General features: G+C 60.1%; 11 protein-coding genes. 1 reads left to right on the forward strand and 10 read right to left on the reverse strand.

The features are described from left to right. Positions 1-81: 81 nt before the first annotated feature. From ICA15_RS26285 to ICA15_RS26330, 10 genes are all read right to left on the reverse strand, one after another. On the reverse strand, positions 82-3,111 hold the full coding sequence (locus ICA15_RS26285) for a multidrug efflux RND transporter permease subunit (RefSeq protein ID WP_210555036.1): 3,030 nt from the start codon (positions 3,109-3,111) through the stop codon (positions 82-84). A 13-nt stretch (positions 3,112-3,124) separates the two neighbouring features. Further along, a complete protein-coding gene (locus tag ICA15_RS26290; protein ID WP_150601710.1) occupies positions 3,125-4,273 on the reverse strand; it encodes an efflux RND transporter periplasmic adaptor subunit in 1,149 nt (382 codons plus the stop codon). Between the two features lie 316 nt (positions 4,274-4,589). Next, entirely contained in the window at positions 4,590-5,690 is a 1,101-nt protein-coding gene (locus ICA15_RS26295) for a DUF1513 domain-containing protein (protein ID WP_150616210.1), read from the reverse strand. Between the two features lie 14 nt (positions 5,691-5,704). After that, positions 5,705-6,769: an imelysin family protein gene (locus ICA15_RS26300; RefSeq protein ID WP_150601708.1), complete on the reverse strand. Its 1,065-nt coding sequence runs from the start codon at positions 6,767-6,769 to the stop codon at positions 5,705-5,707. A 27-nt stretch (positions 6,770-6,796) separates the two neighbouring features. Further along, a complete protein-coding gene (locus tag ICA15_RS26305) occupies positions 6,797-8,224 on the reverse strand; it encodes a di-heme oxidoredictase family protein (protein WP_210555037.1) in 1,428 nt (475 codons plus the stop codon). Positions 8,225-8,534: 310 nt separating this feature from the next. Next, entirely contained in the window at positions 8,535-9,887 is a 1,353-nt protein-coding gene (locus ICA15_RS26310; protein WP_150601706.1) for an imelysin family protein, read from the reverse strand. Between the two features lie 220 nt (positions 9,888-10,107). After that, positions 10,108-12,159: a putative bifunctional diguanylate cyclase/phosphodiesterase gene (locus ICA15_RS26315; RefSeq protein ID WP_150601705.1), complete on the reverse strand. Its 2,052-nt coding sequence runs from the start codon at positions 12,157-12,159 to the stop codon at positions 10,108-10,110. 420 nt (positions 12,160-12,579) lie between these two features. Continuing rightward, the gene (locus ICA15_RS26320; protein ID WP_042560704.1) at positions 12,580-13,176 is read right to left on the reverse strand and encodes a superoxide dismutase; all 597 of its coding nucleotides are present in this window, start codon (positions 13,174-13,176) and stop codon (positions 12,580-12,582) included. Between the two features lie 176 nt (positions 13,177-13,352). Continuing rightward, entirely contained in the window at positions 13,353-13,955 is a 603-nt protein-coding gene (locus tag ICA15_RS26325) for a LysE/ArgO family amino acid transporter (RefSeq protein WP_150601704.1), read from the reverse strand. A 5-nt stretch (positions 13,956-13,960) separates the two neighbouring features. Beyond that, positions 13,961-14,362: an ACT domain-containing protein gene (locus tag ICA15_RS26330; protein WP_150616205.1), complete on the reverse strand. Its 402-nt coding sequence runs from the start codon at positions 14,360-14,362 to the stop codon at positions 13,961-13,963. A 94-nt stretch (positions 14,363-14,456) separates the two neighbouring features. Between ICA15_RS26330 and ICA15_RS26335 the strand changes: the two genes are divergently transcribed. Then, positions 14,457-15,356: a LysR family transcriptional regulator ArgP gene (locus ICA15_RS26335; RefSeq protein WP_210555038.1), complete on the forward strand. Its 900-nt coding sequence runs from the start codon at positions 14,457-14,459 to the stop codon at positions 15,354-15,356. The last annotated feature ends 33 nt before the right edge of the window (positions 15,357-15,389 follow it).

A 15,389-nucleotide genomic window follows, 5' to 3' on the forward strand; every position in this document is an offset into this window, starting at 1 on the left:
GGGTCAGAGTCAGGTCCGAGTTAGAGTCAGGTCAGAGTCAGGTCCGAGTCAGGTCCGAGTCAGGTCCGAGTCAGGGTCAGGTCAAGGTTTGGTATCGGCTTTCGCCAGCAGGGTGTAGATGCAGGGCAAAACGAACAGCGTAAACAACGTCCCGATCGACATCCCCGTCGCAATTACCATCCCGATATCAAACCGGCTGACCGCCCCCGCGCCGGTCGCCAGAATCAGCGGCACCATGCCGAACACCATCGCTGCCGTGGTCATCAATACCGGGCGTAGCCGAATCGCTGCGGCCTCTTCGACCGCTTCACGCGCCGACAGGCCCTTGTCCTTGCGTAACTGGTTGGCGAACTCGACGATCAGGATGCCGTGCTTGCTGATCAGCCCGATCAACGTCACCAAGCCGACCTGGGTATAGATGTTCATGCTCGACCAGCCGAGGAACAGCGGGATCAGCGCGCCGCAGATCGACAGCGGCACCGTCACCAGAATCACCAAGGGATCACGGAAACTTTCGAACTGCGCCGCCAGCACCAGGAAAATGATCGCCAGCGCTAGCGCGAACGTCACCCACAAGGCACTGCCTTCCTGCACGAATTGCCTGGATGCGCCGCCATAGTCGAACGCGAATCCGGCCGGCGCTTCTTCCCGGGCGATCTGCACAACGGTGTCGATCGCTTCGCCCATGCTCACCAGCGGGAAACCAGAGATTTTCGCCGCGTTGAGCTGTTGGAACTGGTTGAGTTGACGCGGTCGTGCGCGGTCGCTGACCTTGATCAGCGTCGACAGCGGCAGCAACTCGCCCTGGGTATTTTTCACGTAGTAGTTGTTCAGCCAGTCCGGGTTGTCACGGAAGGGGCGTTCGACCTGGGCGATGACCTTGTAGCTGCGCCCTTCGATGGTGAAGCGGTTGATTTCTGCCTCACCGAGCAACGTCGCCAGAGTGCCGCCCAGATCCTGCATCGACACGCCCATCTGCGCCGCTTTGGCGCGGTCGATGTCGACCACCACTTCCGGTTTGTCGAATGCCAGATCGAGGTCGACGAAGGCAAACTTGCCTGACTCCATGGCGCGTTTCTTGATCCGGTCGGCCACTTGCAGCAGCAGTTCGTAGTCGTTGGCCGTGTTGATCACAAACTCGAATGGCAAGCCTTCACCTGTGCCGGGCAGGGAGGGCAGGTTGAAGCCGAAAATCTGCAAGCCCGGAATGTTCTGCAGTTTGCCTTGCACCTCGGGGAGGATTTCCATCTGGGTGCGGCTGCGCTCGTTCCAAGGCTTGAGCAGGAACCCGCCAATGCCCGCCTGTACGCCGTTGTAGCCGTTGATCTGGAACGAGGAGTAGTACTCCGGAAACTCCTTGAAGATCTTGATGAATTCGTCGGTGTAGGTGCTCAGGTAATCAAGGTTGGTTGGCTGCGGGGCGGTGGCCATCATGAAGATGATGCCCTGGTCTTCGTCCGGCGCCAGTTCCGATTTGGTGAACTTGAGGAACACCGGGATCAGGCACAGCACAATCAAGGCGAACACCAGCACCACCGGGCGTGTGTTCAACGTGCCATGCAGGGTGCTCTGGTAGCGGCGCTTGAGGCTGTCGAAGACTCGATCGAGCCGATGCGCAAGGCCTGTGGGGTTTTCCTCGTGGCGCAGCAAAAAGGCACACATCATTGGTGACAGGGTCAGGGCGACGACGCCGGAAATCACCACGGCGCCGGCCAGGGTTAGCGCGAACTCCTTGAACAGCGCCCCGGTCAGCCCGGTGAGGAAACCGATTGGCGCATAAACCGCCGCCAAGGTGATGGTCATCGACACCACCGGCATGGCGATTTCACGCGCGCCCTCAAGCGCTGCGTCAAACGGGGTTTTTCCTTCCTCGATATGCCGGTGGATGTTCTCCACCACGACAATCGCATCGTCGACCACCAAGCCGATGGCCAGCACCATCGCCAACAGGGTCAGCAGGTTGATCGAGTAGCCCATCATCTGCATGAAGAACATCACGCCAATCATCGACAGCGGAATGGTCACCACCGGGATCACCACCGAACGCAGTGCGCCGAGGAACAGGAACACCACGACGATGACAATCAGCACCGCCTCGAACAGGGTTTTCACCACTTCGTCGATGGAGGCCTGAATGAACAGCGTGGCGTCGTAGGCGATCTCGCTTTTGAGGTTCGGTGGCAGCTGCGCCTCCAGCTCCGGCATGATCTTGCGCACTTCCTTGATCACATCCAGCGGGTTGGCTCCCGGCGTGGCCTTGATGCCGATATACACCGAGGGCGTACCACCGAACGAACTGATCGAGTCGTAGTTTTCCGCACCCATTTCGACCCGCGCGACATCGCTGAGCAGCACGCGGCTGTCGCCACTGACCTTGAGCGGAATCGCCGCGAAGGCTTCGGCGGACTTCAATTCAGTGTTGGCATTGATGCTGGTGACCACGTACTGGCCTTTCACTTCGCCGGCGGCGGAGAGGAAGTTGTACTGGCGCACGGCGTTGGTCACGTCGCTGGCGCTGAGGCCGAAGCCGGCAAGCTTCACCGGATCAAGCCACAGGCGCATGGCGAACACCTGATTGCCGAGGATCTGCGCTTCGGCCATGCCCGGCAGGGTTGCCAGTTTTGGCTGGATCACCCGTGACAGATAGTCGGTGATCTGCGGGTTGCTCAGGTCTTTGCTGAAAAAACTGATGTACATCAGCGCCGAGGCGTCGGCGGATTCCTTGCTCAGTACCGGGTCTTCGGCGTCTTGCGGCAGTTGGTTTTTGACTTCGTTGGCCTTGGCCAGCAACTCGGTGAACAGGCGGTCGGTATTGGAACCGATGCGCGCGTAGATCGAAATGGTCGAGAAGTTCTGCCGACTGACCGAGGTCATGTAGTCGATGCCCTCGGCGCTGGCCAGGCTCTGCTGCATCGGCTGGGTGATGTAACCCTGAATGGTTTCGGCATTGGCCCCGGGGTAGGCGGTGGTCACCGTGATCAGGGCGTTTTCCATTTGCGGGTACTGGCGCAGCGGCAGCTTGCTCCAGGCCTGGAAGCCCAGCAGCACAATCAGCAGGCTGACCACGGTGGCGAGCACCGGGCGGCGGATGAACGGGTCGGTAAAAGCCATGGGGATTCCTTGATCAGTCGGCGCGGGGCGGACTGTTCTGCTCGCCGAGGGTCTTGTCGTCGCTGATGGCAATGTGTGCGCCGTTGTCCAGTTTGATCTGGCCTGCCGTCACCACTTGTTCGCCGCTCTGCACGCCCTTGTTGATCATCACCAGCCCGTCGCGACGCTCACCGGTTTCGATGAAGCGACGCTCGGCGATCAGCACTGGTTGGCCTTTGTCGTCTTTTTCGAGGCTGCCGTCTTCGGCTTTCTTCTGCCCGACCACGTAGATCGAGTTGCCGTAGAGGGTGTAGGTGATCGCGCTCTCCGGCACCACGATGTGTTTCTGCGGATCGGGCAGCAGCACTTCGAGGCTGGCGAACATGCCCGGCAACAGTTTGCCGTCGGGGTTGGCCAGGGTGGCGCGTACCAGCACGTTACGCGTGGTGCTTTCGACGAGCGGGTTGATCGCGCTGATCTTCCCCGTAAAAATCTGCCCGGGGTAAGCGGCGGCCGAGATATTCACCGGTTGGCCGAGGGCCAGTTTCGGCACCGATTGCTCGGGCACATAGAAGTCGGCGTAGAGGCTGCTCAGATCCTGCAGAGTGGCAATTTTGGTGCCGCTGGCGAGGTAGTCGCCGATGTCGACCTGACGGATGCCGATGGTGCCGCTGAACGGTGCGAGGATGCGTTTTTTCGCCAGCGCTGCGTTGAGCTGGTTGACCGTGGCCCGCTCCTTTTGCAGAACCGCCGAGAGTCGGTCGTATTCACCTTTGGAAATGGCGCGACTGTCGATCAGTTGGCTGCCACGACCGAAGTCCAGTTGCGCCAGGCCCAGGTCGGCTTTGGCGGTCTCAAGCAGGGCGGCTTCAACGGCGCTGTCGAGTTGCAGCAGCGGTTGCCCGGCCTTGACCTTCTGCCCTGATTCGAATTTGAGCTCGGTGACGGTGCCGGAGGATTCCAGGCTCAGGTCGACGCCTTGCAGGGCCTTGAGGCTGCCGACGGTGGGCAAACGCATCTGCCACGGACGCTCGCTGGCAGTGGCCACGGCAACGCTGATCGGCGGTTTCGGCTTGGAGAAGCCTTGAACCATGGTGTAAATCGAAAAGGCTTTGTACCCGCCCAACACCAGGACGATCAGCAAAACAACACCCAACATGATCAGCATGCGGCGACGCAGCATATTTCCAGTTCCTTGGATAAATCAGGTGAGACAGGCGGGAACATTACTCCGAGTTCAGGGGGGATTCCAACTGGCAGTTTTTACAGGGGGGAGGAGAGAAGAGAGGTGAAGTGAATAAGTCTGAACACAACCCCTGTGGCGAGGGGATTTATCCCCGATGGGTGGCGAAGCCGCCCCAAAACCATTACACGCGGTTCATCTGTTGAACCGCGTGTAACGGTTTTACGACTGCTGCGCAGCCGAACGGGGATAAATCCCCTCACCACAGGTTTTGAGTCATCCCCAAAAGAAGTGTTATCAGGCCAGAAGTCGGAACTCAAGCCATCAGATGAAGATGGTTATCCCAGAGCCCTGCCGGTAATTCCAGCGGCTTGGCCAGCAGTTCAGCCTGACGGCAATCGTAGTAGCGGCAACGCCCCTGACCCGAGGTCACGACAAAGCCGTCCTTCACCGCACCCACACCTGCGCAATCAGGCAATGGCGCATCAAGGCGCACTTCGCCGCTGTCCAGATCCCAGATAAAGAATCGATTACCACGCGGCGCTGTCAGTGCGACCAGACGCAAATCGCTGTGTACCGCAACGCTGGCCGTGTAATGCCCCATCGACTGCAATTGATGCTCAGGCACCGGGAACGCCACGAACGGCTGACCCGGACGCTTGATCGCTAGCAGCTCAGAACGCTCATGCGACGCGCCCATGAATTGCTGACCGGCGACGATGGTGCCATCGCTGGCAATCCCCAGGTGGCGCACGCTGTTCATCTGCTGGGCGAGGGTTTCCTTGCTCAGCAGGGTGCCGTCGCGTTGCATCAGGACCAGGCTCGGTTCCATGGCGCTGAGGTTCATGTCGACGCGGCTTTCCGCCTCGGTCCGAATCCCGCCGTTGGCCACCACCAGTGTCTCGCCGTCGGGCATCCACGACACCTGGTGCGGGCCGAGACCATGGGTGGAAATCTCGCCGCTGTGCACCAGCCGCTCACCTTCGAACTTGTACACCCCGAGCAAGCCACGACCCGGATCGGTGGTGTCGTTCTCGGTGGCGTACAGGTATTCGCCGTCCTTGTGCACCACGGCGTGGCCGTAGAAATGCCGGTTCGGCTGCGACGTCACGGTTTGCAGCAACGTGCCGTCACGCAGGTCGACCAGGTAGCTTTCGGTACCCGGCCGACGGGCGACGAACAGCGCAATCGCAAGCGTCGGATGATTGATGATGTCGTGGCAGCGCTGACCCACTTCGGTGGCGAACACGCGCGTGCCATCCAGCCGATAGCCGACAGCGTAGTGCTTGCCGTCGGTATCGTCGCGAGCCGACAACAGCAGCGGGCTCTGATCCTTGCGTTTGAACAGCGTCCAGCCGCCCAGCGTCACTGCTCCCAGCAGCAAACTACCTAAAGTCAGAGCCTGGCGTCGCAGCATGGCACTTGCCCTCATCAGTCACCGTCGTTGGCGTTGAAGCCCAGTTGAATACCCAGCGCCTTGGCCAGTTCGCCTTCGTGCAGGCGATGGACGACGTTGAGGCTGTCGTAGATGTCGTTGAGTTGTTGGCGACCGGCGTCGTCTTCAAGCATTTCGCCGAGCGAACGCTGGGTGCTGTCGAACAGTTTCAGCGACGCGGCATAGGCAGCATCGATCTTGTCCGCCAGTGGCTTTTGCTCAGCCGGCAACAGACCGCGCAGGCCTTTGTTGTCGACGCCTTCCCAAACGGTTTTGGCGGCGGCGAGGCTGGCTTGCAGCGCGGTCATTGACGACTGGCTGCGCCACGCATCAGCCTGGAATGGCTGCGGCACACCTTTGCTTTGACGGCCCATCGGCGTGCCGAGTTTTTTCTTCAGGGTGTCGAGTGCGGTGACCTGCACACGCAGCAGATCGGCGATCGCTTCGTGGGAGTCAGCGTAGCGCTGGTTGGGGAACTTGCTCATCTGCGCGAGCATGCCGTCGGTGTTGTTCCAGCCTTGCAGAATCTCTTCGGCCAATTGCTTCTGCCGTTCGCCGATGGCGATCAGCAGCGGGCAGTATTTGGCTTTCTGCTCGGCGTTGGCGACGTCTGGCTTGGCGTCGAACAGGATGTATTCGTAAGCCGACAGGCCTTGCACCACTACGCTCGACTTGGCCAGTGCGGCGGCGTCGATCTGCGGCTGGGCGACGACCAGTTGCTCGACCTGACGGCCGACGAGGTTTTTCTTGTCCGGCCAGAACTGCACCTGCCACGAACGGTTGCCCTCGGCCAGTGGCCCGATCAGCAGCGGTTGCAGCTCGGCCCAGGCTTTCTGCGCGTGCAGGAAGTCGGCGCGGGCGGTTTCCAGCGTCTCTTTGCCCTGGCAGTAGGCGAGGGCGCTGACGGCCAGTTGCTTGTCGGCCTCGGCCCAGCGCGTGTAGGTCGGCAGGATCACCGATTTGGCGATGGCAGCCGAGGTAACGGCTTGCGGATCCTGCGGCGAGCAGGCGCCGAGGGCGATGGCGGCAAGGCTGGTGAACAACAGCTTGGGACGGAACATGTCGGGCTCCCGGATCTTTATCTGTATTTAAAGTGAGTTCAAAAACGCCAGCAGCGCGGCACGCTGATCGGCATTGAAAGCTAAAACCTGTTGCTGCGCAGCTTGCGCTTCGCCGCCGTGCCAGAGCACCGCTTCGAGCAAATTGCGGGCACGACCATCATGCAGAAACTGGGTGTGGCCACTGACCGTTTGCGTCAGGCCGATGCCCCACAACGGCGGCGTGCGCCAGTCGCGGCCGGAGGCCTGGAATTCGGTGCGGTTGTCGGCCAGACCGTCGCCCATGTCATGCAGCAGCAGATCGCTGTACGGGCGAATCACTTGATTGGCCAGTTCAGGTTCGGCCGCGTTGGCGGCGGTGGTGTATTTCGGTGTGTGACACGACTGGCAACCGGCCTGGAAAAACAGGTTTTTGCCGGTCAGCACTTGTTCGTCGTTGATGCCTCGGCGCGCTGGCACGGCCAGGTTGCGGCTGTAAAACAGCACCAGTCGCAGGATGTTATCGCTGACCTCCGGCTCGCCATTCGGGCCATTGCCGTTCGGCGCCTGTCTGCAGGCGGTTTGCGCGTCGGTACAGTCATCGAACGGTCTCAGGCTGGTGGTGAGGCCCATATCACCTGAAAACGCGTGAACATTCTGTTGATTGAGGTTGGGTTGCCCGGCTTTCCAGCCAAATCGACCGATGACGGTTTTTTGCAGTTCGTCGTCCCAAACGCGGTTCGGTCGGCCATTGATGCCGTTTTTGTCTTTGGCCTGCGCGGCAGCGTTGGCGAGGATCGCGTCTTCGGGGATCGCTTCGAGCAGGCCGAGGCCGATCATCGGCGGGGCGACACGCGCCGAGAAACGCGTGTCCGGGTGCATCGGGCCGTAGCCGAGCTGGGTGATCTGCAGCGCCGGTTTGCGCAGTTCGACTTCGGTGCCGTCCTTGAAGCGCACGGGAACCGGCGTGTACTCGACGCGCACCTTGCCTTCCGGCGTAACACCCGGCACGGCCATGTCCTGGAACTGTCCGCCGTACACCGGCTCCGGCACTACGCCGAGCTGCTCGATGACTTTGGCGTATTGCGGCGCATCGGGGATCGACAGGCGCACCAGCATCGACACCGAGTTGGCCGCGTCTGGCAGTGGCGGATGACCGCGACCGTCCTTGATGTGGCAGTTCTGGCAGGCGTTGGTGTTGAACAGCGGGCCGAGGCCGTCGCGCGCGGTGGTGGTCGACGGCGCTGTCACCCAAGGGCTGCGAAAGAAACTGTTGCCGACGCTGAAATCCACCCGCCGCGACGGCGGCAGGTTGGCCGAGGGCAGGGAGAATGCGTTCTGATCGCTCTTGCGCACGGTCGCCGCACCGCCCGAGCGTGCTTCACCGGGCTCAGCCTTGGTGAAACGCGGGGCGTCATCGCAGGCACTCAGGCCCAAGGCCAGAAACAGTGCGGACAAGCGAAGAAGCAGCGAGGGCATCAGACATCCTGCGGACGGGCGAAAACAAAGGCGCAAAGTCTAACAGGGCGAGGGAGTTTGAATAAGAGGAATTATCGTTTGCTTGATGTGGGGCAGATCCCTGGGCCAATGCAAAACCTTGTAGGAGTGCTCGGCTCTTGGGAGCACCAACCAACCTGTAGGAGCTGCCGCAGGCTGCGATCTTTTGATTTTGCTTTAAAACAACAAGATCAAAAGATCGCAGCCTGCGGCAGCTCCTACATGTGGGGGCGCTTTTGCAGGCATGAAAAAGGCGACCCGAAGGTCGCCTTTTTCAGTCAGACATTGTTGATCAGAACTCGTGATCAGCGCTGTCCGGGTTCAGGTCGCTGATGCCCAGTTTGCCGGCAGCGGCTTCGATCGAACCGGTCTGCTTGACCAGGGATGCGATGGCGTCACGGACGATCTGGTTGCCAGCGGTGTTGCCGGCAGCGATCAACTGGTCGTAGTGCTCACCCTTGTTGGCGTGATCAACCATGACCTGGATCTTGGCTTCGGTCGCGGCCAGATCGGCTTTCAGTGCGGTGTCGGCAGCCGGATCGGCCTTGGCCACCAGCGACGACAGGCTGGCGCCGGTCATCTTGGTGCCGTCAACACGGGTGTACTCGCCCAGGTAAACATTACGAATGCCTTTGGCATCGTAGAAGTGCGAGTAGTGCGTGTTGTCGCTGAAGCAGTCCTGTTCGTCTTCCGGGGAGTTGGCTTCCAGAGAAACCTTCATGCGCTCGCCCGCCAGTTCGCCCAGGGACAGGCTGCCCATGCCGAAGAGCATTTTGCGCAGACCGGTTTCGCCCGACTCGGCTTCCAGGGTGGCGCGGTAGTTGTCAGCCACGTTTGGCTTCCAGTTACCGACCATTTCTTCCAGGTCGCTGACCAGCAATTGGGTCACGGACTTCAGGTAAGCGCGACGACGATCATTGTGACCGCCAGTGGCGCCGGCGCCTTCCAGGTAGTCGGATGCAGGACGGTTACCAGCGCCAGGGCCGGTACCGTTGAGGTCCTGGCCCCACAGCAGGAATTCGATGGCGTGGTAGCCGGTGGCGACGTTGGCCTCGGAACCGCCCAGTTCATTCAGGCTGGCGAGTTTTTCCGGGGTGATGTCTTTGACGTCGACCTTGTCTTCGCCGACCTGTACTTCGGTGTTGGCGATGATGTTGGCCGCGGCACCCGGGTTACCCAGTGCGTGCTCGTAGGATTTGTCGACGTAGTCGATCAGACCCTCGTCCAGCGGCCAGGCGTTAACCTGACCTTCCCAATCGTCGATGATGGTGTTGCCGAAGCGGAACACTTCGCTCTGCAGGTACGGCACGCGAGCAGCGACCCAGGCAGCCTTGGCGGCTTTCAGGGTGTCGGCATTCGGCTTGGCCAGGAAGGCGTCGACGGCGGTTTGCAGGGTTTTCGCGGTGGATTCGGCATCGCTGTAAACGGCGAAGACCATGTCGGCGTAGTGCGCGACCACAGCCTTGGCGGCGGCATCGTCAACTTTACCGGCAGCAGGAGCAGGCGCAGCGGCAGGGGCTGGAGCAGCGCTGCTGGAAGCCGGCGTCATTTCAGAGGCTTTGTCTTTGTCTTTGCCTTCGCCGCAACCGGCGAGAGAAATAGCGATGGCCAGCAAACTGGCGGTAGCCAGAGGCATACGAATCATGGCGAACATCCTGCTTCGGTAGTTGAGTGGACTCGCGCTGGGGGCGCAAAACTGCGACATAATGCAAATCTTTCGCATTATGTGTAAAGGGTCGTGCCTGGAAATATTTCTTATTCGCGCATCAAGATCAAAAGATCGCTGCCTGCGGCAGCTCCTACAGGAGAACGCATTTCAAATGTAGGAGCTGTCGAGTGAAACGAGGCTGCGATCTTTTGATCTTCTAGAGGATTGCCGCGTTGCTGCGCTGCGCCTGCTTCAGATAAACGCTCAGCTCGCGCGCCGGCAGCGGTTTGCTGTAGTGATAGCCCTGACCTTCGTGGCAGCCTTCGGAGATGATGTAGCTTTCCTGCTCGGCGGTTTCAACGCCCTCGGCGATCACCTGCATGCCGAGGCTTTTGCCCAGTTGGATGATCGCGCGAACGATGGTCGCATCGTCGTCGTCATCGAGCAGATCCTGCACGAAGCTCTTGTCGATCTTGATCTTGTCCAGCGGCAGGCTTTTCAGATAACTCAGCGACGAATAGCCGGTGCCGAAGTCGTCAATGGCGATCAACGCGCCCGAACGGCGCAGGCTCAGCAAGTGCTGGGCAGCGGTGCTGATGTCTTCCATCAGGCCGGTTTCGGTGACTTCCAGTTCCAGGCTGCGTGGCGGCAGGCGGTACATCTGCATCAAGTTGTTGACCACCCGTGGCAGCTCGGCGTGGTGCAATTGCACGGTGGACAGATTGACCGCCATGCGCAGATCGGCGAAGCCTTGATCGTGCCATTCGCGCAATTGCTTGCAGGCCTGATCGAGTACCCACTCGCCGATGGCGATGATCGTGCCGTTCTGTTCGGCCAGCGGGATGAACAGGTCCGGCGGCACCAGACCGTGCTCCGGGTGCTGCCAGCGAATCAGCGCCTCGACACCGACCACGCGGTGATCGCGATAGCTGATCTGCGGCTGATAAACGAGGTAGAACTGGTCACGCAGCAACGCATCGCGCAGGTCTTTTTCCAGTTCACGCCGGCGGCGCATCTCGCTGTCGACGCTGGCAATGTAGAACTGATAACGATTGCGCGAGCGAGTCTTGGCCAGCGTCATGGTCTGCTCGGCTTTCTGCAACAGCTTCTCGGTGCTGTCGCCATCTTCCGGGAACAGGGTGATGCCGATGGTCGCGCGCAGGCGGATTTCCTGATGATCAAGGGCAAACGCCGCTTCCAGGTCATCGAGAATGCTTTGCGCCAGTTCCGCGGCTTCGTAAGGCTGTTCAATATCGGCTTGCACCAGGGCGAACTGATCGCCGCCCAAACGGGCGAGGGCGCCGAGGCGGCCGCTGTGGGCGCGTAGTCGGTCGGCCAGCGCCAACAGCAATTGGTCGCCGGTCTGGTAGCTGAACTGCTCGTTGATGCCTTTGAAATCGTCCAGCCCCACGCATAACACCGCGACCCGGCGTTGCAGTTTGCCGGCGTCGACCAGAATCTTGTCCAGTTGCTGCTGCAACTGCTGGCGGTTCGGCAGACCGGTGAGGAAGTCGTACTGGGCCATGCGCAGCAGACTGTTTTCCGCTTCGTGACGCAGATGCGTATTGCGTTCAATCGATTCGAGCAACTGGTTGGCGGTGTTGATCCAGATGCCCAGTTCGTTTTTCTCGTGACCCTTGAGCTGCGGGATCTTGTGCTCGCTGGGACGGTCCGGATTGATCTCGGTAAGGTGCTCGATGATCCGCGACAGCGGTTTGGTCAGCAGCCAGTGATAAACCAGATACAGCACCAGGCCCATGGCCAATGCACGCAAAACGCCGGAGATAAAGATGATGACCGAACTGACGATAAAACCTTCGCCATAGGTGGCGGTGTCGAGGGTGATGCTCAGGTCGCCATAATATTCACTGTACGGGCCGCGTCCCACCAGTTGGGTGGTGAAGGTGCGCTCCTTGCCCAGAATCAGGTCGGTCAGCCAGCGGCTGCTGGAATGCTGCAACTCGCGGGATTTTTGCGCGAGCATGGCTTCATTGGGATGGCCGATAGAGGCCTGACGCACGGCGTCGTCCTGGAACAGGCCTTCGATCACCTGCATGCCCATCTCCCGATCCAGGCTATAGACGGCCTGAGTGGAGGGGTCGCGGAACATATCGAGGATGCGTTCGGCATCGCCGGCCACGGCCTGACGGGTTTTATAGGCGTCGAACACAATCTGCGCGCAGCTCAAGACTACGCCAACGATCAATGCCGACAGGAGCACGACCCGGAGCAACTTCACCGACAAGCTGTTCTTGAGTTCCAGCTTCAAAGGGTTATTCCTTGTTCCGTGCGGGTAGCGTCAGTTTGCCATGAGTATTGGCAATCCCGTGTTGGCAGTCAAAGGGACAATCGGGCACAGGATAATTTGCCTGTGGGCTTGGCCAGAATGCTGCCATCTGGAGTATTAGCCCTATTTGTACTGTGTCGGTAGTTTTAGCCCTCAACTTGAGCGATGCGGGGCAAATTTTCCTCTGTTGGATGTTAGCCCGCTGTGGCGCGGCAGCAAGCAGCGCTGACCAGCATTCACCGTGAGAAAAACGCTATCCCCTGTAGGAGCTGCCGAAGGCTGCGATCTTTTGATGTTGATTCTATAAACCATGATCAAAGATCTCAGCCTTCGGCAGCTCCTACATAAATCAAAGGCATAAAAAAACCCGGCCATGGCCGGGTTTTTTATCTGGCGCGCAGCTTAAGCAGTAAAGGTTTTGCCTTCGAACTGCTCGGCAACAAACTTCCAGTTGACCAGGTTCCAGAACGCTTCGACATACTTCGGACGAACGTTGCGGTAGTCGATGTAGTAAGCGTGTTCCCAGACGTCGCAGGTCAGCAGCGGGGTGTCGCCGCTGGTCAGCGGGTTGCCGGCGCCGATGGTGCTGGCCAGGGCCAGGGAACCGTCAGCCTTTTTCACCAGCCAGCCCCAGCCGGAACCGAAGGTGCCGATGGAGGTTTTGCTGAACTCTTCCTTGAACTTGTCGAACGAACCGAAAGCAGCGTTGATGGCTTCAGCCAGCGCGCCGGTTGGTTGACCGCCAGCGTTTGGCGCCAGGCAGTTCCAGTAGAAAGTGTGGTTCCAGACCTGAGCGGCGTTGTTGAAGATGCCGCCCGAGGAAGTCTTGACGATCTCTTCCAGGGTCTTGCCTTCGAACTCGGTGCCTGGCACCAGGTTGTTCAGGTTCACGACGTAGGTGTTGTGGTGCTTGTCGTGGTGAAATTCCAGGGTTTCCTTGGAAATGTGCGGCTGCAGGGCATCGTGTGCGTAAGGCAGCGGCGGCAATTCGAAAGCCATGATGATTCTCCTAATCAGGTCTGTTGCGGTGAGCGCAAGGCCGATCACGGGCGGCCAGAAATGCACCGACGAGTTTTTACTCTTTGCGGCGCAGGGTTCGGATCATAGCACCGGGGTTGCGGCTTAACCACGCAACAACTGTGTGGAATAGAGGTTCCAGAGCCTTTTGGAATAAATCAGCCAGCGATAATTAATTGACCCGCCACGGCGAACATCATCAACGCCACGACCAGATCGAGAATCCGCCATGTGCTTGGCCGAGCCAGCCAAGGCGCCAACCACGCAGCACCCAGCGCCAAAGTGAAAAACCACAGCAGTGACGCACTCGCCGCGCCCACCACGTAAGCGCCCGGCACTGATTGCTGAGCACCAAGCGAGCCGATCAGCAACACCGTATCCAGATAAACGTGCGGGTTGAGCAACGTCACCGCCAGCGCACTGAGCATCACCGCTCGCAGCGAACGCACGGTCTGGTTCCCGCCCTGATCCAGACTTTGTTTCGAGAATGCCCGGCGCAGTGCCTGGCTGCCGTACCAGATCAGGAAGGTCGCGCCGCCCCAACGGGCGATCGCCAGCAACGTGGGACTCTGCGCCAGAATCGTCGCCAGACCGAAAACCCCGGCAGCGACCAGCAGCGCATCGCACACCACACACAGCGCTGCCACCGGCAGGTGATGCTCGCGGCGCAGGCTCTGCGCGAGGACGAAAGCGTTTTGCGTGCCGATGGCCATGATCAGTCCCAACGCCACCAGCAAGCCGTTCACATAGCTCTGCCACATAACAATTACTCCGCGTTGGCTGCGAGATCGCGCAGCACTTGCATGGCGCGCTCGGCGTCGGCCTGGCCGACAAATAGATGGTCGTGGTAGTAGCCGGCGATCACGTTGCAGCTGATTCCGGCCTTGCCCAGTGCGGTGGCGAACGCGGCGGTGAGGCCGACCGCTTCCAGCGCCGAATGCACGTTGAGAGTGATCCACGCGGCAACATAGTCGAAGCTCAAACCGGCCTGCTCGGCGTGGGCACGTTCGAGAATCACGGTCAGCCCTTCCTGTTCGCGGAAGCTGCCAATGACCTCCAGACCGCTTGGTAAGTTGCCGTTGCGCAGGGTGCAGAACACGTATTCGCCGGCATTGAGTTGCGGACTCATGCTGCGCAGCAAGGTCGTGAGTGAAGTTTCGCCAGCCATGAGTGAAGTCCTGATAAGAGTGCTTGCTGGCTATTCTCCGACTGAAAGCTGTATAAGAAAAACCAATAATGCTGATCGCTCATTAGGAAAACTGATGTTCGACTATAAATTGCTTTCCGCTCTGGCCGCCGTGGTCGAGCAGGCCGGATTCGAGCGTGCAGCGCAGGTGTTGGGTTTGTCGCAATCGGCGATCTCGCAGCGGATCAAACTGCTCGAAGCGCGGATCGGCCAACCGGTGCTGGTGCGCGGCACACCGCCGGCGCCCACCGAAATTGGCCGGCGTCTGCTCAACCATGTGCAGCAGGTGCGCTTGCTTGAGCGCGACTTGCAGAGCCTCGTGCCTGCACTGGATGAAGAAGGGCTGCCGGAACGCCTGCGTATTGCCCTTAACGCCGACAGCCTCGCCACGTGGTGGGCGCCAGCGGTGGGGGATTTCTGCGCTGAACAACATTTGTTGCTCGATCTGATCGTCGAAGACCAGACCGTCGGCCTCAAACGCATGCGTGCCGGTGAAGTCGCCGCCTGCCTATGCGCCAGCGAACGACCGGTAGCGGGTGCGCGCAGTGTCTTGCTCGGTGCCATGCGCTATCGCGCAATGGCCAGCCCGGCATTTATCGAGCGACATTTCCCCGATGGCGTGCGCGCCGAACAACTGCCGCGCACGCCGGCGCTGGTGTTTGGCCCGGACGATTTCCTCCAGCATCGCTATCTGGCATCGCTGGGCGTGGATGGCGGTTTCGAACACCATTTGTGTCCATCATCCGAAGGTTTTATCCGTCTGGCCGAGGCCGGTCTGGGCTGGGGCCTGGTGCCGGAACTGCAAGTGCATGAGCAATTGCAACGCGGCGTGTTGCGCGAACTGTTGCCAGATAAACCGATCGATGTGCCGTTGTACTGGCATCATTGGCGCAATGGCGGTCAACTGCTGGGCTTGTTGACCGAGCAATTGGTGCGTTCTTCAGCGCAATGGCTGGTGCCCTTGAAGCAGCTGTAAGCGTCAAGCTGCAAGCGGCAAGTGAAGCGCTTG

The sequence above is a fragment of the Pseudomonas sp. P116 genome (genome assembly GCF_020149425.1).
Lineage (GTDB): Bacteria > Pseudomonadota > Gammaproteobacteria > Pseudomonadales > Pseudomonadaceae > Aquipseudomonas > Aquipseudomonas anatoliensis.